Here is a 22691-nt window from a genome sequence, read left to right as displayed (position 1 = left end):
TCCTCGACTCGGACTACTCGAACAGCGCCTCGACCGCCGCGTTGGCCTCCGCCAGCCGCTCGGCCGGGTCGGCGCCCTGCGCGATGGCCTGCATGGCGTCCTGGACGGCGGTGTTCACCTCCGCGGCGTTGTTGAAGGCCGGGACGGCGAAGGTCTCCCCGGCGTCGGCCACGCCCACGAACGCCGACGAGTCGTAGCCGGCGGCCTCGCGGGCCGCGAGCGCCGCCTCGGTGCCGGAGTCCAGCGCGGGGAACACCAGGCCCGCCTCGCCCACGGTGTCCTGGCAGTCCGCTGAGGCCAGGTACTCGACCCAGGCGAAGGCCTCGTCGGGGTGCTCGGTCCCGGCCCAGACCGAGTCGGCGAGGCCGTTGGTGGCGGCCGTGCGTCCCTGCGGCCCCTCGGGCACCTGGGCGAAGGCGAAGTCGACCGGCGCGTCCTCCGCGAGGTAGGTGGCCGCCGTCCACGAGCCCGTGATGGTCGAGGCCGCCGTGCCGCTGGTCATGACGGCCTCGGTGCCGAGGGTGGACTGCTCGTCGAACGGCGGCGCGTACCCGTCCTCGATCAGCGACTGCAGCCACGCGGCGGTCTCGACCAGCGGCTCGGAGTCGAAGTTGAAGGTGGTGGGCACGCCGTCGTCGTCGCTGTAGGTGAAGCCGGCGGAGTGCGCGAAGTTGCCCCAGCCGTTCTGGCCGACGGCGCCGTCGGCCCACTCGGGGTAGTAGCCGTAGCGGACCACGTCGTCGGCGTCGTAGTCCGGGTCGAGGCCGGTGCGCCCGGCGGAGTCGAGCGACATGGCCCGGATCAGCTCGCCGAAGGTGCCGCCGTCGTCCGGGTTCCAGGTGAGCTCGGCGAGCTCCTGCTCGGTGAAGCCGGCCTCCTGGGCGGCCTGCGTGTCGTAGAGCAGGGCCACGGTGTCCCAGTCCTTGGGCAGGCCGTACCGCCGGCCGTCCAGCACCCACCGCTCGGCGAGCCCCGGCTTGACGGCGTCGAGGTCGACGTCGGAGGCCGCCACGCGGTCGGTGAGGTCAAGGAGCTGGCTGTTCTGCACGAACTGCGGGAAGTAGGAGATCTGGTTGGTGAAGACGTCGGGTGCCGTGCCCGCCGTGATCTGGGTGCTCAGGTTCTGCCAGTACTGCGCCCACCCGGTCTGCGTGAGCTGCACGGTGATCTCGGGGTGCAGCTCACGGAAGTCGTCGGCGCACTGCTGGTAGAGCGGGAGCTGGGTGTCGTCCCAGAGCCAGTAGTCGATGGTGACGGGCCCGGCGGCGCCGTCGCCGCCGGAGGAGCATGCGCTGAGCGCCAGCAACGACGCGGCGCCGAGCGCCGCGAGCGCCTTGGTCCTCTTCATGGGTTTTCCTTTCGTTCGGACGGGAGCGTCCGGTCCGTGGTGGGCGCGACGGGCGCGCGCCTACTTGCCGCCGGAGAAGTTGAGGGACTCGACGAGCTGCCGGCCCAGGAAGACGAGCAGGAGCAGCACGGGGAGCACGGACAACGTGGCGCCGGCCATGAGGCCAGTCCAGTCGGGTGCCGTGTTGGGCGACTGCTGCTGGAAGACCCCGAGCGCGACGGTCAGCACCCGCGTCGCCTCGGAGTTGCCCGCGACCAGCGGCCACAGGTAGTCCTTCCACATGCCCACGAGGGTGATGAGCATCATCGTGGCCAGCGGCCCGCGGCTCATGGGCAGGGCGATGCGCCAGAACCGGCCCAGGCTGCCGACGCCGTCGAGCATCGCGGCCTCCTCGACCTCACGCGGCAGGGACAGGAAGAACTGGCGCAGGAAGAAGATGGTGAACGGGCTGGTCAGCAGCGCGGGTGCGACGAGGCCGACCATGGTGTTCAGCAGGCCGAGCTCGCGCAGGAGCGCGAAGTTCGGCAGCAGCGTGAAGATGCCCGGCACCATCAGCCCGGCCAGGACGACGCCGAACAGCGCGTCCCGGCCGGGGAAGTGCAGCCGGGCGAAGGCGTAGGCCGCGGCGGCGCACGAGAGGGTCTGGACCACGGCCACCGAACCCGCGTAGACGAGCGAGTTGGCGGTGTAGCGCACGAAGTCGATGGCGGCCCCGGTACCGCCGGCCGCGACGGCCTCCTCGACGCTGGTCAGGCCCAGCACCCGCTGGAAGTTGATCAGCGTCGGGTCGGTGGGCCACAGCAGCGCGGCGTCCTCGACCAGCTCGGCGGCCGGCGTGAATGCCGTGCGCACCATCCAGTAGAAGGGGAACAGGGTGGCCACCAGCGCGACGGCGACAGCGGCCCACGCGACGGCCCGGCCGGGTCCGACGGCTCGCCGCCCGGCGGCCGTGCGGCGGCCCTCGACGTCGAGACGGCCGGTACGCGGGCGGGCGAGGACGGCGCTCATGACAGGTCCGATCGGTTGGCACGCATGAGGCGCATCTGCACGAAGGTCAGGGCCCCGAGGATGACGACGAGCAGGACGGCGATCGCCGAGGCGTAGCCCATCCGGTAGAACGAGAAGGCCTGCTGGTAGATGTAGTAGTAGACGACGCGGACCTCGGGGATCGGGTTGTTGCCGTACCCCACCTGCACCAGGTCGAACACCTGGAACGACCCGATGAGGGACACCACGAGCACCAGCGCGAGCACCGGCCGGATCAGGGGCAGCGTGAGCCGGAAGAACATCCGGGTCTCGCCGGCGCCGTCGAGCGCGCCCGCCTCGTAGAGCTCGGCCGGCACCTGGAGCATCCCGGCGTACAGCAGCAGGGCCGTGTAACCAAGGCCGGACCACACCGAGATGACGACGACGATCCAGAGTGCGGCGTCCGGGTTGTAGAACGTGACGCCCTCGATGCCCACGCCGTCGAGCAGGTTCTTCAGGAAGCCGACGTTCGCGTCCAGGAGCCAGCCCCAGATCAGCGCGATGGCGACGTTGGGCACCAGCCAGGGCAGCAGCAGGAGCGAGCGCACCCAGGTGCGCAGCCGCAGCCGTTGCATGAGCGCGGCGAGCACCAGCGCGAGCACGAGCATGATCACGAGGTTGAGCACCGCGAAGACGGCCGTGATCCGCAGCGACGTCCAGACCTGCTGGTCGGCGGCCAGGGCCGCGAAGTTCTCGGCGCCCACGAAGCTCGGCTCGTTGAGCAGGTTGAAGTCCGTCGTCGAGTAGTAAAGGCCGCGCAGGGTCGGGTACACGTAGAAGACGGCGAACCCGGCCAGGGCGGGCAGCAGCAGGACGGCGGCGGGCCAGGCCTCGGACCGGCGCAGGGCGCCCGCCTTCACCACTCTCGACATCGAGAACCTCTCTCGGGGGCACCACGGAACAGGGATTAGGCAAGCAGTTTGACATGGTTCTGTCAATCCTCTTGCATAACTCGTGACCGTCCTGGTGTGATGACGGTGCCGGGAGCTCCCGGCACCGTTCGCTCGGTCAAGCACGCTCGGTCTGAGGAGGACTAGCGATGTCACCAGCACAACCAGCACGACCAGCACGCACAGCACCCGGGACACCGGCCCGCACCGCCGCGGCGCCGAGGGTCCGCCGCCGGCGCGGCGTCGCCGCCCTGGCGGGTGCGCTCGCCCTGGGCGTGGCGCTCCTGGGGGCCGCCCCCGCGGGTGCGGGCACCCGGCCCGCACCGCGCCACGCCACCAACGTCACCCTGCCGACGACGGCGGCGCTGGCGGACAACCCGCTCAAGGGGTTCCTGCCGTTCGCGCCGGAACCCGGCCAGACGCTCGACGCCGCCGACCCGTCGTTCCCGTACACGCTCGAGTGGTTCTACCTACCGGTCAACGCGGTGGTCACCGCAGAGAACACCTACGACTGGTCCCGGGTGGAGGCCTACCTCGACAGCATCGCCGACCGCGGCCACCAGTCGGTCCTGCGCTTCTACCTGGACTACCCCGGCCGGCCGACGGGAGTGCCGGCGTACCTGCTCGGCCCCGACGGGATCAGCCAGGAGCGCCGCTACGACTTCTGGGACAACAACGGGATCAGCTTCTCCCCCGACTACGACGACCCCCGCGTCCGGAACCTGATCACCGACTTCATCGCCGCCCTGGGGCAGCGGTACGACGGCGACCCACGGATCGCCTACCTCACGGCCGGGCTCGTCGGCTTCTGGGGTGAGGGCCACACCTACCCCATGAACGGGCTCGTCGAGCCGACCAACCCCGAGGGCATCGACTGGATGCCGTCGACCGCCACCCGCGCGGCAATCTGGGACGCCTGGGACGCCGCCCTCGACGAGACGTGGCTCCAGGCGCGCTACCCCGACGCCGCCGTCGCCGCCCACGGGTTCGGGCTGCACGACGACTCGTTCGCCTACTCGACCCTGCCCACCACGGACTGGCACTTCCTCTCCCTGGTCCAGGCCGCCGGGATGAGCGAGGCATGGCGCACCGTGCCGATCGGCGGCGAGCTGTACCCACCGCTGCAGACGTGCATCTTCTCCCAGCCGCTCGACTGCCCGAACGCCGCGGAGGAGATCGCGGCGGGCCGCGACTACGACGTCGCGGGCGCCACCACGGCGTCGCACGCCACCTGGATCATCAACCACCAGGCCTGGGCCACGGGCTACGACGCCGACGACCGTCCCCGGGCGATCGCCGCGGCGGCCGCCCTCGGGTACGACCTCGCGGGCACCCAGGCCACCGTGACCAGGCAGGGCGACCGGACCACGGTCTCGCTCACGCTGGCCAACCGCGGCGTCGCGCCGTTCTACGGCGACTGGCCGGCCGAGCTCGTCGCCCTGGACGACGACGGCACGGTGCTCGCCCGGACCGCCGTCGACCCCGACCTGCCGAGCATCCAGCCCGGCACGAGCCGGACGCTGCAGGCGACCCTCACGGGCCAGAACCTGGCGGGCGCCACCGTAGCGTTCCACGTGCCCAACGTGATGCCGGGCGGCGCGCCGCTCCGGTTCGCCAACACGACCCAGGACCAGGACCGGGCGGGCTACCTCAGCCTGACGACCGTTCCATAGCCCGTCCGTTCCATGGCCCGTCGAGTGCGGGATAGTCGCTTGGCACACTTTTACCGGGCGAGTATCCCGCACTCCTCGCGCTCAGCGGAGGGCCGCAGCCAGGTCCTGGACCGCCGCGCTGATCGCGCCGCGGGCCTTCGTCAGGTACTTGCGGGGGTCGGTCACGCGCGCGTCGTCCGACAGGTAGCGCCGCACCTCGGTCGTGTAGCCCACGTTGAGCGCCGTGCCGACGTTGATCTTGCGGATCCCCGCCTCGACCGCCGCCCGGAGCGCCGGGACCGGCACCCCCGAGGACCCGTGCAGCACGAGCGGCACCGGCAGCCGCTCGGCGAGGCGGGCGATCAGGTCGTGGTCGAGCTCGGCGGTCGCCGTCGTCATCGCGTGGGAGCTGCCCACCGCCACGGCCAGGCCGTCCACGCCGGTCCGCTCCACGAATGACGCCGCCTCCTCGGGGTCCGTGCGGACGCCGGGCGCGTGCGCGCCGTCCTTGCCGCCGATCTCGCCCAGCTCGGCCTCGACCCACAGCGACGCGCCGTGGCCGGCGGCGGCAAGGTCCGCCGTCGTGGCGACGTTGTCCTCGTAGGCGAGGTGGGCGGCGTCGACCATGAGCGACGAGATGCCGAGCCGCTCCGCCTCGGCCACGACCGACTCGGCCAGGGCGACGTCCTGGATGTGGTCCAGGTGCACCGACAGCGGCACGGCCGCCGACGCCGCGATCTCGCGGCACGCCGCGACCAGGGGCGTCATCCGCCCGCCGTGGAAGCGCACCGCGTTCTCGCTGACCTGCAGGATGCCCGGGACGCCGGCCGCCGCCAGGCCCTCGGCGATGCCCTCGGCGTGCTCAAGGGTGATCACGTTGAACGCGAGGACCGCGCCGCCGGCGCGGGCGGCGTCGGCCACGAGGTCGCCCGTGCGCACGAGGGTCACAGCACGCCCGCCGGTCCGCTCAGGACGGCACCGCCGCGCAGCGCCTCGGGCAGCAGGTCGCCGTGCGCGGCGGTCAGCTCGTCGCACACGGCCCAGATCTGCTCGGGGATCAGCGTGGAGGCCGTGTTGGGGTCCATGAGCGCGGCCTGGCGCACCAGGAGCGGGTCGCCGGTGCGGGCGGCCTCGACGGTCAGGCGGCCCACCGAGACGTAGGCCTGGTTGACGGCCGCGCACTGGATCGGCAGGACGCCCATCGGCACCGGCGCGACGCCGTCGCCGTCGACCACGGCGGGCACCTCGACGACGGCGTCCTGGCCCAGGTTGTCGATCAGCCCGCGGTTGGGCACGTTGACGTGGATCTCGCGGCGCGTGCCCGTGACCAGCGAGTGGATGATCTGGGGCGCGTACTCGCTCGCGCCCTCCTCCAGCTTCAGGTCGCCGCCGGCGGCGAGAATCTGGCGGGCGCGGTCGAGCTCGGCGAGGTTCTCGCGGCTGATGCCGACGTACTCCAGCGGCTGCAGCCGGTAGCGCTCGACCTGCGCGTCCGAGCGCAGGAACCAGGACAGGTACTCCGAGGAGTGCTCGCTGGTCTCCGTGGGGTAGTAGCCGAGGCGGCGGAAGATCTCGACGCGCACGCGGCGCTCCAGCTCCGGGTCGGCGGCGATACGGTCGCGCAGCAGGGGGTACAGGTCCTTGCCGCCGTACTCCCACTGGAGCAGCCAGGCCTGGTGGTTGACGCCGGCCGCGCGGTAGCTGGTCTCCTCCACCGGGACCCCGACCAGCTCGGCGAGGTCGTGCGCCGTCCAGTAGACGCTGTGGCACAGGCCGGCCACCTTGAGCTCGGGGGCCACGGTGGACAGCCACCAGACGTTCATCGCCATGGGGTTGGTGTAGTTCAGCAGCCAGGCGTCCGGGCACAGCTCGCGCATGTCGGCGGCCAGCGCCGTGAGCACCGGGAAGGTTCGCAGCGCACGGAAGATGCCGCCGACGCCGGTCGTGTCGCCGATGGTCTGGCGCAGGCCGTGCCGGGCCGGGATCTCCAGGTCCTTGATCGTGGCGTCGACGCCGCCGACCTGGATCATGTTGATCACGAAGTCCGCGCCGTCGAGCGCGGCCCGGCGGTCCTGCGTCGCGACGACGGTCGCCCGGGCGCCGAGCTGCCGGTCCACCTGGCGGGCGGTCGCCTCGGCGATCCCGAGCCGCTCCGGGTCGATGTCGTGGAGCACGAGCCGCGCGCTGGTGAGCTCGGGAAAGCGCAGGATGTCGGCGACGAGCTGCCGGGTGAAGACGACGCTCCCGGCGCCGATGAACGCGATGCTGACCATGGCGTTGATCATCGATGGACCCGCGCGACCTGTGCAAGAATGCGATCAGAATTCGCGATAAACGATCAGTTTGAGTGAGCGATTCGAGAAGGGAACGGCATGGCGACCACGGCGGGACCGGGACCACACGCCATCTCGCACAAGCGCACCGAACGCATGATGCGCACCCTGACCTACGTCAACGAGCAGGGCACCACCCGGCTCACCGACCTCGTCCGGGAGCTCGACGTCTCGTCGGCGACCATGCGGCGCGACCTGGCCGCCATGGAGGAGCAGGGCCTGCTGGTGCGCACGCACGGCGGCGTCCGCGCGCTCGACCCCACCACCGAGGTGCCCGTGCTGCTGCGGGACAACCGGTTCCGCGACGCCAAGGTGCGCATCGCGGAGCACGCGGCGGGCCTGCTCCCGGCGGGCCGCTACTCGGTGGCGATCAGCGGCGGCACGACGGCGGCCGCCGTCGCCCGCGCGCTGGCCACCCGGCCCGACCTCGCGATCGTGACCAACGCGCTGACCACCGCCACCGAGCTCGCCTCCCGCAGCAACCTCAAGGTGATCATGACCGGCGGGTTCGTCCGGTCCAGCTCGTTCGAGGCCGTCGGGGCACTGGCCGAGAACACGTTCAACGCCATCAACGTCGGCACCGCGTTCCTGGGCACCGACGGCATCAGCGTGCGCGGCGGCGCCACGACCCACGACGAGACCGAGGCCCGCACCAACCACGCGATGCTCGCGCACGCCGAGCACGTGGTGGTCGTGGCGGACGGCTCGAAGGTGGGCCGGGTGACCCTGGCGAAGGTGGCCGACCTGGCGGAGATCGACGTGCTGGTCACGGACTCGTCGGCGGACGAGGAGGCCCTCGCGGCGATCGAGGCGGCCGGCGTGGAGATCCAGGTCGTTCCGGACTGATCGGGCCGACAACGCCGAACCGCAAGTTGCTCGTCACCCCAGCCGCCGAACCGCAAGATCCGTGTGATGGATGCCGCCGAGCCGAAGGATCCTGGTCTATCTGGCACGCGATGGACGTGTGTCTTGCGGTTCGGCGCCGGGGGTTACTTCGACGTCCTGCGCCAGGCGGATCGCCAGCTCCTTGTCGAGCACCGCCGCGCCCGGGACCTGGGCGTTCGCCGTGCCCGTCGCGGTCGCGAGTGCCAAGGCCTCCGCCAGGTCGGCGCCGCCGTCCAACCCCACAAGCAGGCCGCCCAGGAACGAGTCGCCGCTGCCCACCGGGAAGCCTCCGGTGTGACCGGCGAGGGTCGCGCGCAGCACCCGGCCGCCGTCGGTCGCCCAGGCCCCGGCGGCGCCGTCGGTGATCACGACCAGTCCCCCCGTGCGCGCGTGGACGGCGGCGAGCAGGTCCGGCACTGCCTGTTCCACGCCACCGCCGACCAACTCCAGCGCCTCCCCCCGGTTGACCTTCACCAGGTCGGGACGAGCTCCCACGGCACCGCGCAGCGGCTTCCCGTGGCTGTCGACCGCGACGCGCACCCCGGCGTCGTGCAGCCGGCGGACGACGTCAGCGAGTAGGCCGGCAGACGCCGAACCCGGGAGGCCGCCCGAGACGAGCCACCACCCCGGCCGGGCCGCGGCCAGCTCGACGGCGGTGTCCAGCGCAGCCCGCGCCGAATCGGCGGACAGCGCCACGGCCCGCTCGTAGATCTCGGTGAGCCGCCCGGTGTCCCGCGCGAAGATCGAGACGCAGCTCCGCGTCGGCTCCCCTGGCACCACGTGCAGGTCGACGCCGTCGGCCCGCGCGCCGTCGGCCACGTCCTGCCCCGCGCCCCCGCCGAGCACCGCGACGGCCGAGACCCGGGCGCCGAGCGCGGCGGCCGCCCGGGCCGCGTTGAGCGCCTTGCCGCCCGCCACCCGGTGGACCGAGCGGGGGCGCTGGATCCCGGCCAGCTCGTCGACCACGTAGGTGACATCGAGCGACGGGCTGAGGGCGAGCGCCGAGATCACCGCGCGAGCTCCCGCTCCAGGTCGGCGCGCGTGGCCTGCCGCCCGGTCCCGCCGGAACCGAGTGTCGACAGCGACCCCGCGGCGGTCGCCCACCGCACGCGCTCCGACTCGTCCGAGACCCCGTACGCGAGCGCCGCCAGGTACCCGGCGTCGAAGCTGTCCCCGGCGCCGGTGGTGTCCACGACGTCGACGGCCACGCCCGGCGCGCGCACGACGTCGCCGTCGGCGCCCACCGACCATCCGCCGTCGGCGCCGTCCTTGACCACGACCCGCGGGCCGCGCCGGGCCAGACGGGTCGCGAGCTCGACGTCGTCCAGACCCCCGGGCTCGCCCAGGGCGGCCGCGATGGCGCGCAGCTCGTTGCGGTTGGGCAGCAGCAGGTCCAGGTGACCCAGGACGTCGGCGAGCCCCGCCCACTCCTCCGCCGGGTCCCAGTTGGTGTCCAGGCTCGTGGTCCAGCCCTGCTCCCGGGCGCGCGCGAGCACGCCGGGCAGGGCCCGCGCCAGGCCCGGCTGGAGGAAGTAGGAGGCGACGTGCAGCAGCCCCGGGTGCGCGGTCGGCACGTCGAGCACCGCCGTGACCCGCTCCCCCGTGAGCGTCGGGATGGTCCCGGGCACGGTGAGGATCGCCCGGTCGTGCGGCGTGGAGAGGATCACCGACAGCCCGGTGGGCTCGTCGTCGGCCACCTCGACGGATCCGACGTCCACGCCGCACCCGCGCAGCGCGTCGAGCGTGAACGTGCCGAACGTGTCGGCGCCCACTCGCGCGACCAGCGCCGTCGGCACGCCCAGGCGTGCAACGCCCGACGCCGCGATGCTCGCGGAACCGCCGAGCACCAGGTCGCCCGAGTCGGCGAGCTGCTCGGCCTGGCCGAACCGCGGCACGACGTCGCCGCGCAGCACGAGGTCGACGTTCGCGTCCCCGACCACGACCACGGGCCGGGGCGAGGGCGGCGCGGCCCCGGCCGCGGCGCCTCCGGATGCCGCGGCCCCCTGCGGCACCGCACCGCTCTGCTGGTCGGTCATCCCTTGACTCCCGTGAAGGTCATGGTCGCGATGAACTGCTTCTGCGCGAACACGAAGAAGAGGATCAGGGGCAGCGTCGCCACCACGTTGCCCGCCATGAGCAGCGACCAGTCCGTGCGCCGGGCGCCCTGGAAGTTGGTGATGCCGAGCTGCAGCGTGAAGGCGTTGGGGTCGTTGATGGCGATGAGCGGCCAGACCAGGTCGTTCCACGAGCCCAGCAGCGTGAAGATCGCCAGGGTCGCGAGCGCCGGCCGGGCCAGCGGCAGGATGATGCGCCAGAACGTGGTCAGGCGCGAGCAGCCGTCCAGCACCGCCGCCTCCTCGAGCTCCGCCGGCAGGGACAGGAAGAACTGGCGCATCAGGAAGATGCCGAACACCGACGCGAGCCACGGGACCATCGCGGCGGCGAGCGTGTCGATGATGCCCACGCGCGCGAACATCACGTAGGTGGGCACCATGAGGAGCTGCGTCGGGATCATGATCGTGGCCACGATCAGGAGAAACCCGACCTGCCGCCCCGGGAACTTCAGCCGCGCGAAACCGTAGCCCGCCAGCGAGCACAGCACCAGGTGCGAGGCCACGGCGACCGCCGACACGAGGATCGTGTTGCCGGTCCACAGCAGCACGTCGGAGTCGCGGAACAGCTTCACGTACCCGTCGAGGGTCAGCGACGAGGGGAAGAACCGTGGCGGGAACCGGTTGATCTCCGCCTCCGGCGTCAGCGACGTGAGGAACATCTGCACGAACGGCGTGGCGAACAGCAGCGCCACGGGCACCAGCACGAGGTGCCACCAGCCCGTCCGCCGCCGACGGCGCGGCTCGGGCTCCGGCTCGTCCGACGGCGGCCAGGACGACGCGCGGGCGGGTGTGGCGAGCAGGGTCATCCCAGGCCTCCGACGGTGCTGCGGCGCGAGTAGATCGTCACGCCGATGGTGATCGCGAGGGTGACGGCGAACAACCCGTAGGCCACCGCCGACGCGTAGCCGAACTCCAGCTCCTTGAACGCCGAGGTCCACAGGTAGTAGACGATCGTCTCGGTGGCCTTCAGGGGCCCGCCCCGCGTGGTCGTGTACACGAGGTCGAAGAGCTGGATCGACTGGATGGTCTGCCAGATCGTCACGAACACCGTCACGGGCGCGAGCTGCGGGAACGTCACGTGCCAGAACGACTGCCAGCGGTTGGCGCCGTCCACGCGCGCGGCCTCGCTGAGCTCGGCGGGGATGTCCTGGAGCGCGGCGAGGTAGATGACCGTCGTGAACGCGGCCTGCCCCCACAGCGACATCAGCGCGATGACCACCATCGCCTGGTTCGGGTCCTCCAGCCAGCCCTGCTGGGGCAGGCCCAGCACGCGCAGCACGTTGTTGACCAGCCCGAACTGCGGGTTGAACAGGTAGGTGGTGAGGATGCCTGTCGCGGCGGCGGACACCACGAACGGCAGGAAGATCAGGGTGCGGTACAGGCCCACCAGGACGATCCGCCGGTTCAGGGCCACCGCGAGCCCGAGGCCCAGCAGCACGGAGGCCGGCACGAACAGCGCGGTGTACAGCAGGGTGTGCCCGGCGGCCGCTGCGAGGTCGGCGTCGGTGGCCAGCTCGCGGTAGTTGTCCAGCCCGACCGGCTCGGGCGTGGAGAACCCGTTCCAGTCCTGCAGCGAGAGCAGGAACGCCCACACCGCCGGGAAGATCGACAGGCCGAGCACGATGAGGGTCGCCGGCGCGACGAACCCCCACCCGGTCAGCCCCTCCCGGACCCGGCGGGCCGCCCCGGGCCGCCGAACGCGCCCCGGGGCGGGACCGGGCCGCGCCACCGCGGCGGTGGCGGTCACTTGTCCGCCAGCGCCGCGGTCGCTTCGTCGGCGGCCCGCTCCAGCGCCTCGGCCGGCTCGCCCTGCCCCTGCAGCACCTGGGAGATCGCGGTGCCGATCGCCTCGGACAGGTTCACGTACCCGGGCACCGTGGGCCGCGGGATGGTCGCGTTCTTGCTGTTCTCGGCCATCACGTCCAGGCCGGGCATCTCCTTCACCTGCTGCTGGAACTCGGGCGAGTCGATCTCGCTCTCGCGCAGCGGCAGGTTGCCGTACGCGACGTTCCAGCGCACGTCCTGCTCGGCGTCGGTGAGCCACTTGGTGAACTCGTACGCCCAGTACTCGCGGTTGGCGTCCTGGTGGTCGAAGAGCACCCACAGGTCGGCGCCCGAGATGGTGGTGTGCTTGCCGTCGGTCCCGGGCAGCGGCACGACGCCGTAGTCCGTCCCGGCCACCTGGAGGTCGTACAGCGACCACGGGCCGGACGTGATCATGCCGATCTGGTCGCTCGCGAAGATCTGTCCGAACTTGGTGTCGGTCTGGTCCAGGTACACCGACTCGTCCTCGACGGCCATGTCGCGCAGCAGGGTGAGCGCCTCGACGCCCGCCTCCGAGTCGAAGGTCGCCTCGGTGCCGGACTCGTCGAGGATCTCGCCGCCGTTCTGCCACAGGTGCGGCCAGAACTGCCAGGTGGTCTCCTCGGAGCCCGAGACGGAATACCCGTACCCGTAGGTGGTGGTCTCCGGGTCGGTCAGCTCGCGGGCCGCCGTCCGGAAGTCGTCCCACGTCCAGTCCTCGGTGGGGTAGTCGACGCCGGCCTCGTCGAACACCGTCTTGTTGTAGATCAGCGAGATGTTGTCCACCACGGCCGGGAACCCGATGGTCGCCTCGCCCGTCGGCTGCGCCGTCGCGCGCGCCGCACCCGGGAACTCGTCCCAGCCGACGGCGGGGTCGGCCACCTGCTCGGTGATGTCGAGCGTGCGCTCGGACTCGGCGAGCTCGCTGGCCCACGACCCGAACGCGTAGGAAATGTCCGGGTAGGTGCCGCCCGCGAACGACGACGACAGCTTCTGCAGCAGGTCCTCGGTCGAGGGCGCGCCCGACGAGACCTCGATGGTGACGTTGGGGTGCTCCTGCTCGAACTCCTCGGCCAGCCCGGTGAGGATGTCCTGGGCCTGGTCGGCCTGACCCGTCCACCAGGTCAGCGTGACCTCGGCGTCCTTGTCGAGCGTCGTGGCGCCCTGGGCACCCGACGAGCACGCGGCCAGCAGGGCCGTCGTGGCGAGGAGGGAGACGGCGCCGAGGGCGCCGCGTCCGCGGGGGGTTCGGAGGGATTGACGCAGCATGATCGTCCTCGTCTCTTCTGCGTTCTGGGTGGTCTGCGGTGGTACTTCCTGGGGTCCTGCCTCGGTTCTCCTTCGGTACTGTCCGGGGCGCGCCCGAGCCGCGCGGCTCAGCCGAGCACCACCGACCGGGTCAGGTGGCGTGGGGTGTCGGCGTCCAGCCCACGCGAGCGGGCCAGCTCGACGGCGAGCCGCTGCGCCTGCACGAGCTGGACCAGGGGGTCGAGGTCGTCGTGCCGCACGGTGGCCCCCGTGCGCTCGACGTCGGCGGCGAGCGCCGGGTCGGCGTCGCCGAAGAGCGTCACGAGGCTCCGCTCCCCCGCCACCGCCACGGGGCCGTGGCGGTAGTCGAGGGCCGGGTAGGACTCCGACCAGGCCTGCGCGGCCTCGCGGATCTTGAGCGCGGCCTCCTGCGCCAGGCCGTGGCTCCACGATCTGCCGAGAAAGACAAAGTGCTCGTAGCGCGCCGGGTCGACGGGCAGCGGCGCGTCGAGCACCCGCCGGGCCTGCTCGACGACGGGCGCCAGGTCCTCGCCGAACGCCGTCCGCGCCAGCGCAAGGACCGACGTGGGGAACCGCGTCTGGACCACCGACTCCTCGTCGGCGAAGTCCAGCACCAGCACCTCGTCGGCGGCCAGCGCCACGGGCGTCCCGGCGACGCCGACGACGGCGGCCACGGTGCTGGTGCCTGCCGGCACGCGGGCGAGGGCGTCGAGCACCTCGCTCGTGGTGCCGGAGCGGCTGATCACGACCACCCGGTCGTAGGCGCGGCCCGGGTACCACTCCGACGCGTAGGCGGCGTCGGTCTCGCCGAGCCCGGCCCGCTCGCGCAGCACGGCCAGGGACTCGGCGACGAACGCGCTGGTGCCGCAGCCGAGCAGCAGCACGCGCTCGCCGGGGCGGCCGAGCACCTGCCCGCCGTCGGCGGCCGCGGCGACGGCGCCGGCCCACACCTCGGGCTGGCTGCGGATCTCACGCTCGGTCGTGCTGCTCATGCTCACGTGCGGCTTCCTGTCGTCGTCGGGGCGCCCGGGGCCGGGCGTCGTCGTCGCCCATGGTGCTCGACAGTTGCGCGCCAGTCACCAAGACTGGCGGATTCGATCACTCTGACTGAGTGAATCGCGTAGCAAGTCGGCAATCTGCTCACGCATGCCCGATCCTCTTCGGTGTCACGCTCACGTCGAGCACTTTCGCTGACCCTCACCGAGGAGGCAGTCATGAGCCATGTTCACGACCCGCTGGGAGCCGACGGCTCCGCCGGCACCACGGTCCCGAGCCTCCGGCTCGTCGACTGGGCCCCGCGGCCGCAGGTCTCGGTCCCCACCACGCGGGTCCGGCGCGGGGCGGTGCCCGCGGTCGACGTGCACAACCACCTCGGCCGCTGGCTCACGAAGGACTGGTGCGCGCCCGACGTCGCCGCGCTGCTGGCGATGATGGACGACGCCGGGATCGAGACCGTCGTCAACCTGGACGGGCTGTGGGGCGACGAGCTGGACGCCAACCTCGACCGGTACGACCGCGCCCACCCCGGCCGGTTCCTCACGTTCTGCCAGGTCGACTGGACCCTGCTGGGCCACGCCGGCGGCGAGCGCGAGATCCTGGACCAGCTCCGCGACAGCGCCGCGCGCGGCGCCAGGGGCCTCAAGGTCTGGAAGAACGTGGGCCTCACGGTCCGGGGGCCGGACGGCGAGCTCGTGCTCCCGGACGACCGGCGGGTGGTCGACGTGCTGACCCTGGCCGGCGAGCTCGGCCTGCCGGCCCTCGTGCACGTCGCCGACCCGAAGGCGTTCTTCGAACCGCTGGACGCACACAACGAGCGGTTCGACGAGCTGGCGGGCCAGCCCGACTGGTCCTTCGCCGACCGGGACCGCTACCCGTCCTTCGACCAGCTCCTGGACGCGTTCGAGCGCCTGCTGGTGGCGACGCCGGGCACCCGGTACATCGGGGCGCACGTCGGCTGCGTCGCCGAGGACCTCGACCGCGTCGAGCGGCTCCTGCGGGCCGCGCCCCACCTCGTGGTGGACATCGCGGGCCGGCTCGGCGAGCTCGGCCGCCAGCCCCGGCGGTTCCGGCGGTTGGTGGAGGCCTTCCCGGACCGGGTCCTGTTCGGCACGGACGCCTTCCCGCTGTCCCCCGAGCAGCTCGAGGTCCACTTCCGCTTCCTGGAGACGGACGACGAGTGCTTCGACTACGCCCCGGGCGCGGCGATCCCGCCGCAGGGCCGGTGGCAGATCGCCGGTGCCGACCTGCCCGCCCACCTGCTGCCGGGCCTGTACGCGGGCAATGCCCGGCGGGTGCTCGGGCTCGGCTGACACGACCTCGGCAAGACCTCGACCAGGGCCCAGTCCAAGCGGGCCGTCTGCTGGGAGCCTCGTGAGGCTGTCCGGCCAGACGAGCAGGCGCGCGGCTTCGGCGGCCGGTGGGTCTTCCGTCAGGCGGGTCTGATGCGCGCCCCAGGCAGGTCGGGCGCCACCGTGCGCCAGCGGTCCGCGAGGGCGGGCATCAGGTGCCGGTAGGCGAACGACGAGGCCGGATAGCCGTGCGGGAGGAGCAGGACCGGCGCGTCGGGCGGACCCGCTTCCCGGTAGAAGATGTCCAGCCCGTCGACGCCGGTCCGCCGATGGTGGACCGTGCCTGCTGTCACGTTCTCCACCATGCCACAGACGCCGGCCGGGGACCGGCCTGCGCCCTACCCAGGATTCGGCTGAGTCCGAATTTTCCAGTTCACCCACCTCATGACACAACGTTCCTCGTCCGCCGGCCGTATGAGGTGACATGAGGAACTTCGCAGCGGTCCACCCGGTCATCCTCGGTGGCGACGCCGGCGCCTACAGCCTCGCCCGCGCCTTCCACGAGGGCTACGGCGTCAGGTCGACCGTCGTGTCCATCCGCCCGACGCCGAACGTCGCCCACTCCACCATCCTCCGGAACGTCGTCGAGCCGCGCCTCGACGACCCCGACGTCATGGTCGAGCTGATCCGCCGGGTCGCCGCGACGGCACCGGGGCCGGTCATCGCGCTCACCTGCGTGGACTGGTACGTGCGGGCCCTCGCCGAGCACCGCGCGCGGCTGGAGGACGTGGCGCTCGTCCCCTACCCGTCGGTCGAGCTGCTCGACCGGGTGATGGACAAGCAGCGGTTCTCCGAGCTCTGCCACGAGATCGGGGTCCCGCACCCGCGCACGGAGGTGCGCGACGGCGGGCAGCCGGTCGGCGACCTCGACCTGCGCTACCCGGTGATCGCCAAGCCCGGCGACAACACGGCGTGGCACCGGGTGTCCTTCCGCGGCAAGGCGAAGGTGCACCTGGTCGCCGACCGGGCCGAGCTGGCGGCGCTCCTGAAGGCGGCGGGCGACGCCGGCTACCGGCGGCCCATGATCATCCAGGAGTACGTGCCCGGCGACGACGCGCAGATGCGGATCATGACCACCTACTCCGACCGCGAGGGCGCTGTGCGCATGGCGTGGGGCGGCACCGTGCTGCTCGAGGAGCACACGCCGGGCACGCTGGGCAACCCGGCCGCGATCCTCACCGGCCGGCTCCCCCAGGTCGAGGCGGATGCCCGCCGGCTCGTGGAACACCTCGGCTGGACCGGGTTCGCGAACTTCGACGTCAAGGTGGACCCGCGGACCGGCGTCGGACACTTCTTCGAGCTGAACCCGCGCACGGGGCGGTCCAACTACTACCTGACCGCGAGCCGGCTGAACCCCGCCGCCTACTGGGTGGCGGACCACCTCACCGGGCACTGGCCGCAGGCCGCGGAGCCGCTGGAGGTGCTGTACCGGATAGTGCCCGGCTTCCTCCTGGACCGGTACGTGCACGACGAGTCGGTGCGCGCCGCCTACCGCCGCGCCCGCGTCGTGCACCCGCTGAAGTACCGGCGGGACGTGTCGCCGCGCCGCGACACCTGGGTGCGGCTCGCGGAGCTGAACCAGGTGCGCAAGTTCGCGCAGTTCCACCCGCCCCGGGAGGCGGACGGCGAGCCCGCGCAGCCCGGGGCCGGCGCGCCCCTCCCGCCCGCGGAGCGCGAGGTTGCCTGACATCGGCGCGGCGGGCGCCGGGACACTCGTCGGCGTGCTGGGCGGGGTCGGCCCGCTCGCGACGGTCCTGTTCATGGAACGCGTGGTCCGCCTGACCGACGCGGCACGCGACCAGGACCACGTCGACATGGTGGTGCTGCAGCACGCGACCGTCCCGGACCGGACGGCGTTCGTGCTGGGTCGCTCCACCGACGACCCGGGGCCCGTGCTCGCCGACGACGCGCGCCGGCTCGCCGCGGCGGGCGTCGGCTTCCTCGTGCTGCCGTGCAACACGGCGCACGCCTTCGCCGGCGCGATCGGCGCGGCGACGTCGGTGCCCCTGCTGTCCGCGGTGGACGCGACGGTGTCGGCGGTGCTGTCGTGCGACGCCTGGACCGACCGCCTCAGCGGCTCACGGCCGGAGGCGGTCGGCCTGCTCGCGACGGAGGGAACCATCGCGTCGGGCGTCTACCTGGACGCCTTCAGCGCGCGCGGCGTCAAGACCCTGCTGCCCGATGTCGCCGGTCAGGCGGCCGTGACGTCCCTGATCTACGACGGCGTCAAGGCGGGCCGCGGCGGTGACCTCACCGCGCTGGCGGGCGTGATCGCCGACCTGCGGTCCCGTGGCGCCGGCGCGATCGTCCTGGGGTGCACCGAGCTGTCGGTCGCGGCCGAGGCGACCCCGCGGGACCGCCTGCCCGACGTCGTGCTCGTGGACTCCCTCGACGAGCTGGCCCGGGCCACGGTGCTGCGCGCGGGCCGCCGCCCGCGCGCCGAGGGGTAGCGCCGGCCGAGCGCCGTCAGGCAGATGCCTCAGGCGGTCGCTGCCTGCGGTTGGTGCAGGTCGGTGGCGATGCGCACGAGCCGGGCCGTCTCCGGGGAGCGGGAGCCTTCGGACCAGGCCAGCGCGATCGTGTACGGGCTGGCGTCGGTGACGCGCCGGTAGACGACGTCGGCCCGCACGTGCGCACGGGCCAGGCTCTGAGGTATGAGCGCGACGGCCTGGCCCAGCGCGACGACCTCGATGAGCTGACTGGGGTCGGTCACCATGGGGCCGGCGGTCTCGGCGCCGTCGTCGACGAGCCGCGGACCGCCCGAGCGGGCAGTCGCCCGGGCGTCGTGGCTGTCGCGGCCGGACCAGTAGGCGCGTTCGGCGGGCGTGGCCTGGGGCCACTGCGGCATCGGCTCGCCCTGCAGGTCCGCGCACCTCAGCTCGTCGTGCTGGACCAGCCGGTGCCCGGCCGGCAGCGCGACCACGCGGGGCTCCACGCTGAGTGGTTCGCTGTCCAGCCCACGCGGGTCGAAGTAGGAGCTGAGCAGGGCGACGTCGGCCCGCCCGTCCCGCACCATGTCGGCCTGCTCCCGGTAGCCGCTGACCACGGTCTCCACCCGGACCGCGCCCGGCAGCCGTGCGTACGCGCCCAGGATGTGCCGCAGCATGCCCGTGGCGATACCCGGTTTGGCCGTGACGGTCAGCGTGGGTACGTCCTGGGCCGCGCGGCCGGCCCGCCGTCCGACGCCGGCGAGCACGTCCAGCGCGTACCGGGCCTCGTCGAGCAGCACCGCCCCGAGCTCGGTCAGCTCGACGCGCCGTGTGTCCCGGTCGAAGAGCCGGGCACCCAGCCGCCGTTCGAGCTGCCGGATCGCCCGGGACAGCGGGGGCTGGGCCATGCCGAGCCGCTCCGCGGCGCGCGAGAAGCTGAGCTCCTCGGCCACGGCCACGAAGTAGCGCAGCTCGCGCACCTCGATCCCGTCCATACCCGGTGAGTATAGATCGGGACCGAGGCGGTCTTTCCCCGCGAGGTGGTGGGGCTGGTGCAGTGGAGCCATGAACCTCTCGACCAGAACCTTCCTGACCGACGACAACCAGCGACTCGCCACCGACCTCGGACTGCTCGTGCTCCGCCTCGCCGTCGGCGCCGTGTTCATCGCGCACGGCCTGGGCGACGCGACCCAGCCGGGCGGGGCCGGCGCGAACGTGGAGAACTACCGGGGCGCCGGCATCCCGCTGCCGGAGGTCAGCGCATACTTCGGCGCCTACATGCAGCTCATCGGCGGCATCGTGGTGCTGTTCGGCGCCCTGACCCGGCTGGTCGGCGCCGGCTTCGCCGTCGTCATGGCCGGCGCGCTGATCTTCGTCCACCCCGGCGAACCGCTGGTCATGGGGCAGGACGGCAGCGGATCCGGGTTCGCGTTCATCATGCTCGCCGCCTCGCTCGCCCTGATCGGCACGGGCGGGGGCAGGTTCGGCGTCGACGGCGTGCTCGCCGCCCGCCGCCGCACCAAGGACGCCGACCGCGCGGGACAGCCCAGCGGAGCGTTCTAGACCCCGCCTCAAGGCGCGGCGACGTCGAGGGACTTCTCCTTGAACCTGTTCGCGATGACGGCCCGCATCGCCCTGTTGGTGAGCTTGTTGCTGGTGACCTTGGACATGACCGTGCGCATGGCCAGGTCGCGACGGCTCTGCGGTACGAACATCGTCAGGCCGTCGGTACGTCCGGAGCGTTGCTGGATCGCGACGAACGGGCGCAGCCGCTGCTCCCACTCCCGCAGGGCGCGGGAGATCTGTCCGGGGTTGCGGGCGAGCGCGGTACCGAGCAGGTCGGCGCCGGCCAGGCCCAGCGAGGCGCCCATCCCGGAGTAGAGCGTCAGGCACCAGGCGGAGTCGCCGACCAGGACCACCCGGCCGGTGTGCCAGCTCGGCATCTCGACCTGGTGCACGGAGTCGAAGAGGGCGTCCTCGGCGGCCTCGAACTGGCCGAGCAGGTTCTCCAGGATCGGGCCCGTCGGCTCCGGACCGAAGGCGGCGCGCAGCGACTCGATCGAGGGCCGGCGGAACTGGGCGTCCTCGTCGTCGGTCCGGTAGGAGAACAGCACGCCGGGTGCATGGTCGGCGAAGGGGAACACCCAGGCCGAGCGCCCCTCCTCGGCGAGGATGAGCCCGTCGATCGGCCGGAAGCCGGGCACCTGCTCCTCGAGGAGCGTCGCGCCGATGATGTGGTTCAGGGGTCGCAGCAGCTCCGCGTCAGGCCCGAACACCAGGCGCCGCACGGTCGAGCGCAGGCCGTCGGCGCCCACGACGAGGTCGAAGCGCTCCGTGGTCTCGGTCTCGGTGGTCTCGGTGCTGTCCGGGCCGGCGACGGTGCGCAGGGTCACCTCGACGCCGTCGGGACGCTCCTCGATCGCGACCGGTGTGGTGCCGTACCGCAGCTCGGCATCCGCCGCGACCTGCGGGTAGAGGGCGGCCTCGATGTCGCCGCGCAGGATGAGGCGGGGGTCGCCGGGGAGGTCGCCGTACCCCATGCTCGGCCGACGGCGCGTGCCGGACCGGTCGACGTCGTACGTGATGCCGTCCAGGTCGGCCCGGTTGCCGATGGCGTCCAGCACGCCCATGCGCTGCGCGGTCGCGCGGCCCGTCTCGAACAGGCCGACGAAGTACCCGGCCGGCCGACGAGCCGGCGCGCGTTCCACGACCACCGACTCCCAGCCGATCTCCCGCAGGCGCATGGCGGCCGCCAGCCCTGCGATGCCCATCCCCACGACCAGGGCTCGCGGTGCACTCATCGTCATCACTCCCATCTAAGCGGAGACATCTTCTCCGCTTAGCGCCAACGCTACCAGCAAACCGGAGCGACGATCTCCGCTTAGACTGGGGGTCGTGAGCACGTCAGCAGCCTCCGAGACCCGGCCCCTGCGCGCCGACGCCGAGCGCAACCGCCAGCGCCTCATCGCCGCGGCGCGCGAGCTGTTCGCGAGCCGTGGACTCGACGTCACCCTCGACGACGTCGCCCACCACGCGGGGGTCGGCGTCGGAACGGTGTACCGCCGGTTCACGGGCCGCGCCGAGCTCATCGAGGCCGTCCTCGACGGCGCCGTGCAACGGATCGCCGACATCGCCGAGCGGGCCCTCGCAGACGACGACCCGTGGGACGGGTTCGTGCAGTTCTTCCTCGCCGCCGCCACCGAGTTCGCCGAGAACCGCGGCCTGCGCGAGATCCTGCTCGAGGGAGGGCACGGCACCGGGGCCCTCGACGCGACCCACGACCGCATCAGGCCGGCGGTCGAGGCCGTCATCGTCCGTGCGCAGGAAGCCGGCCGGCTGCGCACCGACCTCGAGCCGACCGACTTCCCGCTGATCCAGCTCATGCTCGGCGCCGCCGCCGAACGCAGCCGCGATGTCGCCCCCGACCTGTGGCGGCGCTACGTCACCCTCGTCCTCGACGGGCTGCAGAGCCATCGAGCGGCACCGACACCGCTGGCGGCCCCCGCGCTGACCGACGACGAGTTCAACCGCAGCCTGACGTAGTCAGTCCGGCGGCGCCGCCCCGCCGTCGTCGCCGGGCCGGTGCCGCCGTCGCGCGATCCACAGGGCGGCCGCGATCAGTACGACGCCGGCCCCGAGCAGCGCGAGCGGGGCGGCGAAGGCGCCGTCGAACCAGTTCGAGACCGCGACCGGCAGGCCGAAGAGCAGGCCGACGGCCCCGACCGCCAGGAGCACCAGATCCGTCATCACGACGGCCATCGCGATGACCGCCACCGCCGAGACCAGCGTGAGCGCGATCCCGGCGTCGGTCGACATCACCATCAGCAGCAGCGCCCCGACGATCGCGATGGCGGCCCCGAGCGTAAGCGCGAACCTGCGCGGCCGGAGCACCCGACCGAGCGCGAGCAGGAACCACACGAGGCCCACGGCCCAGATGCCGGTCCCGGGCAGGTACTCGGCGTCGCTGAGCTTCGCGAGCCCCGTGGCCACGGTGGCGGTCAGCGCCACGGCGGCCACGAGGTGCTGGAGGTTCGTCGGCCCGAGCCACCACAGCGCCGCGGCCACGACGGCGGTGGCGGCGCTGGTGAGCAGCCCCGGGTCGTCGCCGGACAGCTCGAAGACCTCCGAGGTGAGCAGCCCCATGAACCCGGCGAACGCGCCGGTGGCCGCCGCCCAGAGCACGGCGCGGAGCCGGCGCCCCTGCTCCCCGGCCCGCTGGGGTACCGCGGCGCCGGCTCCCACCATCACGACGGCGGCCCCGCCGACGACGGCCAGGCGGCCGCCCACGCCGAGCTCCTCCCAGAACTCCGTGGCGAGCAGCACGGCCCCGACCAGGATGATCACGCCGCCGACGTAGCCGAGCGCCTCGACGAGCAGCGAGGTGGGCGCGGCGGACGCCGGCTGCGGCGCCACCCGGGAGGCCTCATGCGCGGTGATCCGGTCGGCCTGCTCCTGCGTGATGAGGTCAGCGCTCACCCACTCGGCGAGCCGGTCCGCCGGGACCGGATCCGTGTCCGGCAGGCGACCTGTGGACGTCCGGGCTCGGTTTCTCATGCGGGCGATCATGTCAGCAGCGGCCCGCGATGACCATGGA

22 protein-coding genes are annotated in these 22691 nt (G+C 72.7%); 7 read left to right on the top strand and 15 right to left on the bottom strand.

Annotated features, from left to right (window positions below):
* Window positions 1-13 precede the first annotated feature (13 nt).
* Genes AC0QU1_RS11300 through AC0QU1_RS11290 form a run of 3 tightly spaced genes read right to left on the bottom strand, consistent with a single transcriptional unit; the run spans window position 14 to window position 3246 of the window.
* Window positions 14-1348 carry an ABC transporter substrate-binding protein gene (locus AC0QU1_RS11300; protein ID WP_483576470.1) on the bottom strand — a complete coding sequence of 445 codons (1335 nt, stop codon included), beginning with the start codon at window positions 1346-1348 and terminating at the stop codon, window positions 14-16.
* A 60-nt stretch (window positions 1349-1408) separates the two neighbouring features.
* Complete coding sequence (locus AC0QU1_RS11295) at window positions 1409-2356, bottom strand: carbohydrate ABC transporter permease (protein ID WP_483576469.1); 948 nt, start codon at window positions 2354-2356, stop codon at window positions 1409-1411.
* Entirely contained in the window at window positions 2353-3246 is an 894-nt protein-coding gene (locus tag AC0QU1_RS11290) for a carbohydrate ABC transporter permease (protein WP_483576468.1), read from the bottom strand. The genes AC0QU1_RS11295 and AC0QU1_RS11290 overlap by 4 nt, the downstream gene beginning before the upstream one ends.
* Window positions 3247-3413: 167 nt before the next feature.
* Here AC0QU1_RS11290 and AC0QU1_RS11285 point away from each other — a divergent pair, with 167 nt between their 5' ends.
* Entirely contained in the window at window positions 3414-4937 is a 1524-nt protein-coding gene (locus AC0QU1_RS11285; RefSeq protein WP_483576467.1) for a DUF4832 domain-containing protein, read from the top strand.
* Between the two features lie 81 nt (window positions 4938-5018).
* On the opposite strand, the gene AC0QU1_RS11280 is transcribed toward AC0QU1_RS11285, so the two are convergent.
* Together AC0QU1_RS11280 and AC0QU1_RS11275 are read right to left on the bottom strand one after the other, a co-directional pair.
* On the bottom strand, window positions 5019-5864 hold the full coding sequence (locus tag AC0QU1_RS11280) for a class II fructose-bisphosphate aldolase (protein WP_483576466.1): 846 nt from the start codon (window positions 5862-5864) through the stop codon (window positions 5019-5021).
* On the bottom strand, window positions 5861-7189 hold the full coding sequence (locus AC0QU1_RS11275) for an alpha-glucosidase/alpha-galactosidase (RefSeq protein WP_483576465.1): 1329 nt from the start codon (window positions 7187-7189) through the stop codon (window positions 5861-5863). The genes AC0QU1_RS11280 and AC0QU1_RS11275 overlap by 4 nt, the downstream gene beginning before the upstream one ends.
* A gap of 99 nt (window positions 7190-7288) precedes the next feature.
* Between AC0QU1_RS11275 and AC0QU1_RS11270 the strand changes: the two genes are divergently transcribed.
* Window positions 7289-8095, top strand: coding sequence for a DeoR/GlpR family DNA-binding transcription regulator (locus tag AC0QU1_RS11270; RefSeq protein ID WP_483576464.1), 807 nt, complete (start codon window positions 7289-7291; stop codon window positions 8093-8095).
* A gap of 96 nt (window positions 8096-8191) precedes the next feature.
* Here the strand turns inward: AC0QU1_RS11270 and AC0QU1_RS11265 are convergent, their stop codons facing one another.
* The 6 genes from AC0QU1_RS11265 to AC0QU1_RS11240 all read right to left on the bottom strand — a co-directional run bounded on the left by AC0QU1_RS11265 (window position 8192) and on the right by AC0QU1_RS11240 (window position 14312).
* Window positions 8192-9145, bottom strand: a complete 954-nt coding sequence (locus tag AC0QU1_RS11265; protein ID WP_483576463.1) for a PfkB family carbohydrate kinase — start codon at window positions 9143-9145, stop codon at window positions 8192-8194.
* Complete coding sequence (locus tag AC0QU1_RS11260) at window positions 9142-10170, bottom strand: carbohydrate kinase family protein (RefSeq protein ID WP_483576462.1); 1029 nt, start codon at window positions 10168-10170, stop codon at window positions 9142-9144. Before AC0QU1_RS11260 ends, AC0QU1_RS11265 begins: the two co-directional genes overlap by 4 nt.
* Window positions 10167-11054: a carbohydrate ABC transporter permease gene (locus tag AC0QU1_RS11255; protein ID WP_483576461.1), complete on the bottom strand. Its 888-nt coding sequence runs from the start codon at window positions 11052-11054 to the stop codon at window positions 10167-10169. Before AC0QU1_RS11255 ends, AC0QU1_RS11260 begins: the two co-directional genes overlap by 4 nt.
* Window positions 11051-11995, bottom strand: coding sequence for a carbohydrate ABC transporter permease (locus AC0QU1_RS11250; protein WP_483576460.1), 945 nt, complete (start codon window positions 11993-11995; stop codon window positions 11051-11053). The genes AC0QU1_RS11255 and AC0QU1_RS11250 overlap by 4 nt, the downstream gene beginning before the upstream one ends.
* Complete coding sequence (locus AC0QU1_RS11245; RefSeq protein ID WP_483576459.1) at window positions 11992-13320, bottom strand: ABC transporter substrate-binding protein; 1329 nt, start codon at window positions 13318-13320, stop codon at window positions 11992-11994. Before AC0QU1_RS11245 ends, AC0QU1_RS11250 begins: the two co-directional genes overlap by 4 nt.
* Before the next feature lie 107 nt (window positions 13321-13427).
* Window positions 13428-14312, bottom strand: a complete 885-nt coding sequence (locus AC0QU1_RS11240) for an SIS domain-containing protein (RefSeq protein ID WP_483576676.1) — start codon at window positions 14310-14312, stop codon at window positions 13428-13430.
* Between the two features lie 222 nt (window positions 14313-14534).
* Here AC0QU1_RS11240 and AC0QU1_RS11235 point away from each other — a divergent pair, with 222 nt between their 5' ends.
* A complete protein-coding gene (locus AC0QU1_RS11235) occupies window positions 14535-15629 on the top strand; it encodes an amidohydrolase family protein (RefSeq protein ID WP_483576458.1) in 1095 nt (364 codons plus the stop codon).
* 119 nt (window positions 15630-15748) lie between these two features.
* Here AC0QU1_RS11235 and AC0QU1_RS11230 read toward each other — a convergent pair whose 3' ends face one another.
* Window positions 15749-15961 (bottom strand): alpha/beta fold hydrolase, encoded by a 213-nt coding sequence (locus AC0QU1_RS11230; protein ID WP_483576457.1) that lies wholly within the window; start codon window positions 15959-15961, stop codon window positions 15749-15751.
* Between the two features lie 131 nt (window positions 15962-16092).
* Here AC0QU1_RS11230 and AC0QU1_RS11225 point away from each other — a divergent pair, with 131 nt between their 5' ends.
* Window positions 16093-17355, top strand: coding sequence for a carboxylate--amine ligase (locus tag AC0QU1_RS11225; RefSeq protein WP_483576456.1), 1263 nt, complete (start codon window positions 16093-16095; stop codon window positions 17353-17355).
* A complete protein-coding gene (gene cuyB / locus AC0QU1_RS11220; RefSeq protein ID WP_483576455.1) occupies window positions 17348-18118 on the top strand; it encodes a cysteate racemase in 771 nt (256 codons plus the stop codon). Before AC0QU1_RS11225 ends, cuyB begins: the two co-directional genes overlap by 8 nt.
* A 29-nt stretch (window positions 18119-18147) precedes the next feature.
* Here the strand turns inward: cuyB and AC0QU1_RS11215 are convergent, their stop codons facing one another.
* The gene (locus AC0QU1_RS11215) at window positions 18148-19092 is read right to left on the bottom strand and encodes a LysR family transcriptional regulator (RefSeq protein ID WP_483576454.1); all 945 of its coding nucleotides are present in this window, start codon (window positions 19090-19092) and stop codon (window positions 18148-18150) included.
* A gap of 70 nt (window positions 19093-19162) precedes the next feature.
* On the opposite strand from AC0QU1_RS11215, the gene AC0QU1_RS11210 reads away from it, so the two are divergent.
* Window positions 19163-19660, top strand: a complete 498-nt coding sequence (locus AC0QU1_RS11210) for a DoxX family protein (RefSeq protein WP_483576453.1) — start codon at window positions 19163-19165, stop codon at window positions 19658-19660.
* Window positions 19661-19668: 8 nt separating this feature from the next.
* Here AC0QU1_RS11210 and AC0QU1_RS11205 read toward each other — a convergent pair whose 3' ends face one another.
* Window positions 19669-20898, bottom strand: coding sequence for an FAD-dependent monooxygenase (locus AC0QU1_RS11205; protein ID WP_483576452.1), 1230 nt, complete (start codon window positions 20896-20898; stop codon window positions 19669-19671).
* A gap of 94 nt (window positions 20899-20992) precedes the next feature.
* On the opposite strand from AC0QU1_RS11205, the gene AC0QU1_RS11200 reads away from it, so the two are divergent.
* Window positions 20993-21640 carry a TetR/AcrR family transcriptional regulator gene (locus AC0QU1_RS11200; protein ID WP_483576451.1) on the top strand — a complete coding sequence of 216 codons (648 nt, stop codon included), beginning with the start codon at window positions 20993-20995 and terminating at the stop codon, window positions 21638-21640.
* Here AC0QU1_RS11200 and AC0QU1_RS11195 read toward each other — a convergent pair whose 3' ends face one another.
* The gene (locus AC0QU1_RS11195) at window positions 21641-22651 is read right to left on the bottom strand and encodes a DUF2157 domain-containing protein (RefSeq protein WP_483576450.1); all 1011 of its coding nucleotides are present in this window, start codon (window positions 22649-22651) and stop codon (window positions 21641-21643) included. It abuts the gene before it with no gap.
* Window positions 22652-22691: the final 40 nt, after the last annotated feature.

Source organism: Promicromonospora noduliphila (assembly GCF_056951025.1).
Note: the sequence above shows the minus strand (reverse complement) of the source record. Positions and strands in the feature narration are given on the sequence as shown.

Coding starts and splice junctions, on each gene's coding strand:
- AC0QU1_RS11300 (WP_483576470.1), bottom strand. CDS start 1,348: ATGAAGAGGACCAAGGCGCTCGCGGCGCTCGGCGCCGCGTCGTTGCTG.
- AC0QU1_RS11295 (WP_483576469.1), bottom strand. CDS start 2,356: ATGAGCGCCGTCCTCGCCCGCCCGCGTACCGGCCGTCTCGACGTCGAG.
- AC0QU1_RS11290 (WP_483576468.1), bottom strand. CDS start 3,246: ATGTCGAGAGTGGTGAAGGCGGGCGCCCTGCGCCGGTCCGAGGCCTGG.
- AC0QU1_RS11285 (WP_483576467.1), top strand. CDS start 3,414: ATGTCACCAGCACAACCAGCACGACCAGCACGCACAGCACCCGGGACA.
- AC0QU1_RS11275 (WP_483576465.1), bottom strand. CDS start 7,189: ATGGTCAGCATCGCGTTCATCGGCGCCGGGAGCGTCGTCTTCACCCGG.
- AC0QU1_RS11270 (WP_483576464.1), top strand. CDS start 7,289: ATGGCGACCACGGCGGGACCGGGACCACACGCCATCTCGCACAAGCGC.
- AC0QU1_RS11260 (WP_483576462.1), bottom strand. CDS start 10,170: ATGACCGACCAGCAGAGCGGTGCGGTGCCGCAGGGGGCCGCGGCATCC.
- AC0QU1_RS11255 (WP_483576461.1), bottom strand. CDS start 11,054: ATGACCCTGCTCGCCACACCCGCCCGCGCGTCGTCCTGGCCGCCGTCG.
- AC0QU1_RS11245 (WP_483576459.1), bottom strand. CDS start 13,320: ATGCTGCGTCAATCCCTCCGAACCCCCCGCGGACGCGGCGCCCTCGGC.
- AC0QU1_RS11240 (WP_483576676.1), bottom strand. CDS start 14,312: ATGAGCAGCACGACCGAGCGTGAGATCCGCAGCCAGCCCGAGGTGTGG.
- AC0QU1_RS11235 (WP_483576458.1), top strand. CDS start 14,535: ATGAGCCATGTTCACGACCCGCTGGGAGCCGACGGCTCCGCCGGCACC.
- AC0QU1_RS11225 (WP_483576456.1), top strand. CDS start 16,093: ATGAGGAACTTCGCAGCGGTCCACCCGGTCATCCTCGGTGGCGACGCC.
- AC0QU1_RS11215 (WP_483576454.1), bottom strand. CDS start 19,092: ATGGACGGGATCGAGGTGCGCGAGCTGCGCTACTTCGTGGCCGTGGCC.
- AC0QU1_RS11210 (WP_483576453.1), top strand. CDS start 19,163: ATGAACCTCTCGACCAGAACCTTCCTGACCGACGACAACCAGCGACTC.
- AC0QU1_RS11205 (WP_483576452.1), bottom strand. CDS start 20,898: ATGAGTGCACCGCGAGCCCTGGTCGTGGGGATGGGCATCGCAGGGCTG.
- AC0QU1_RS11195 (WP_483576450.1), bottom strand. CDS start 22,651: ATGAGAAACCGAGCCCGGACGTCCACAGGTCGCCTGCCGGACACGGAT.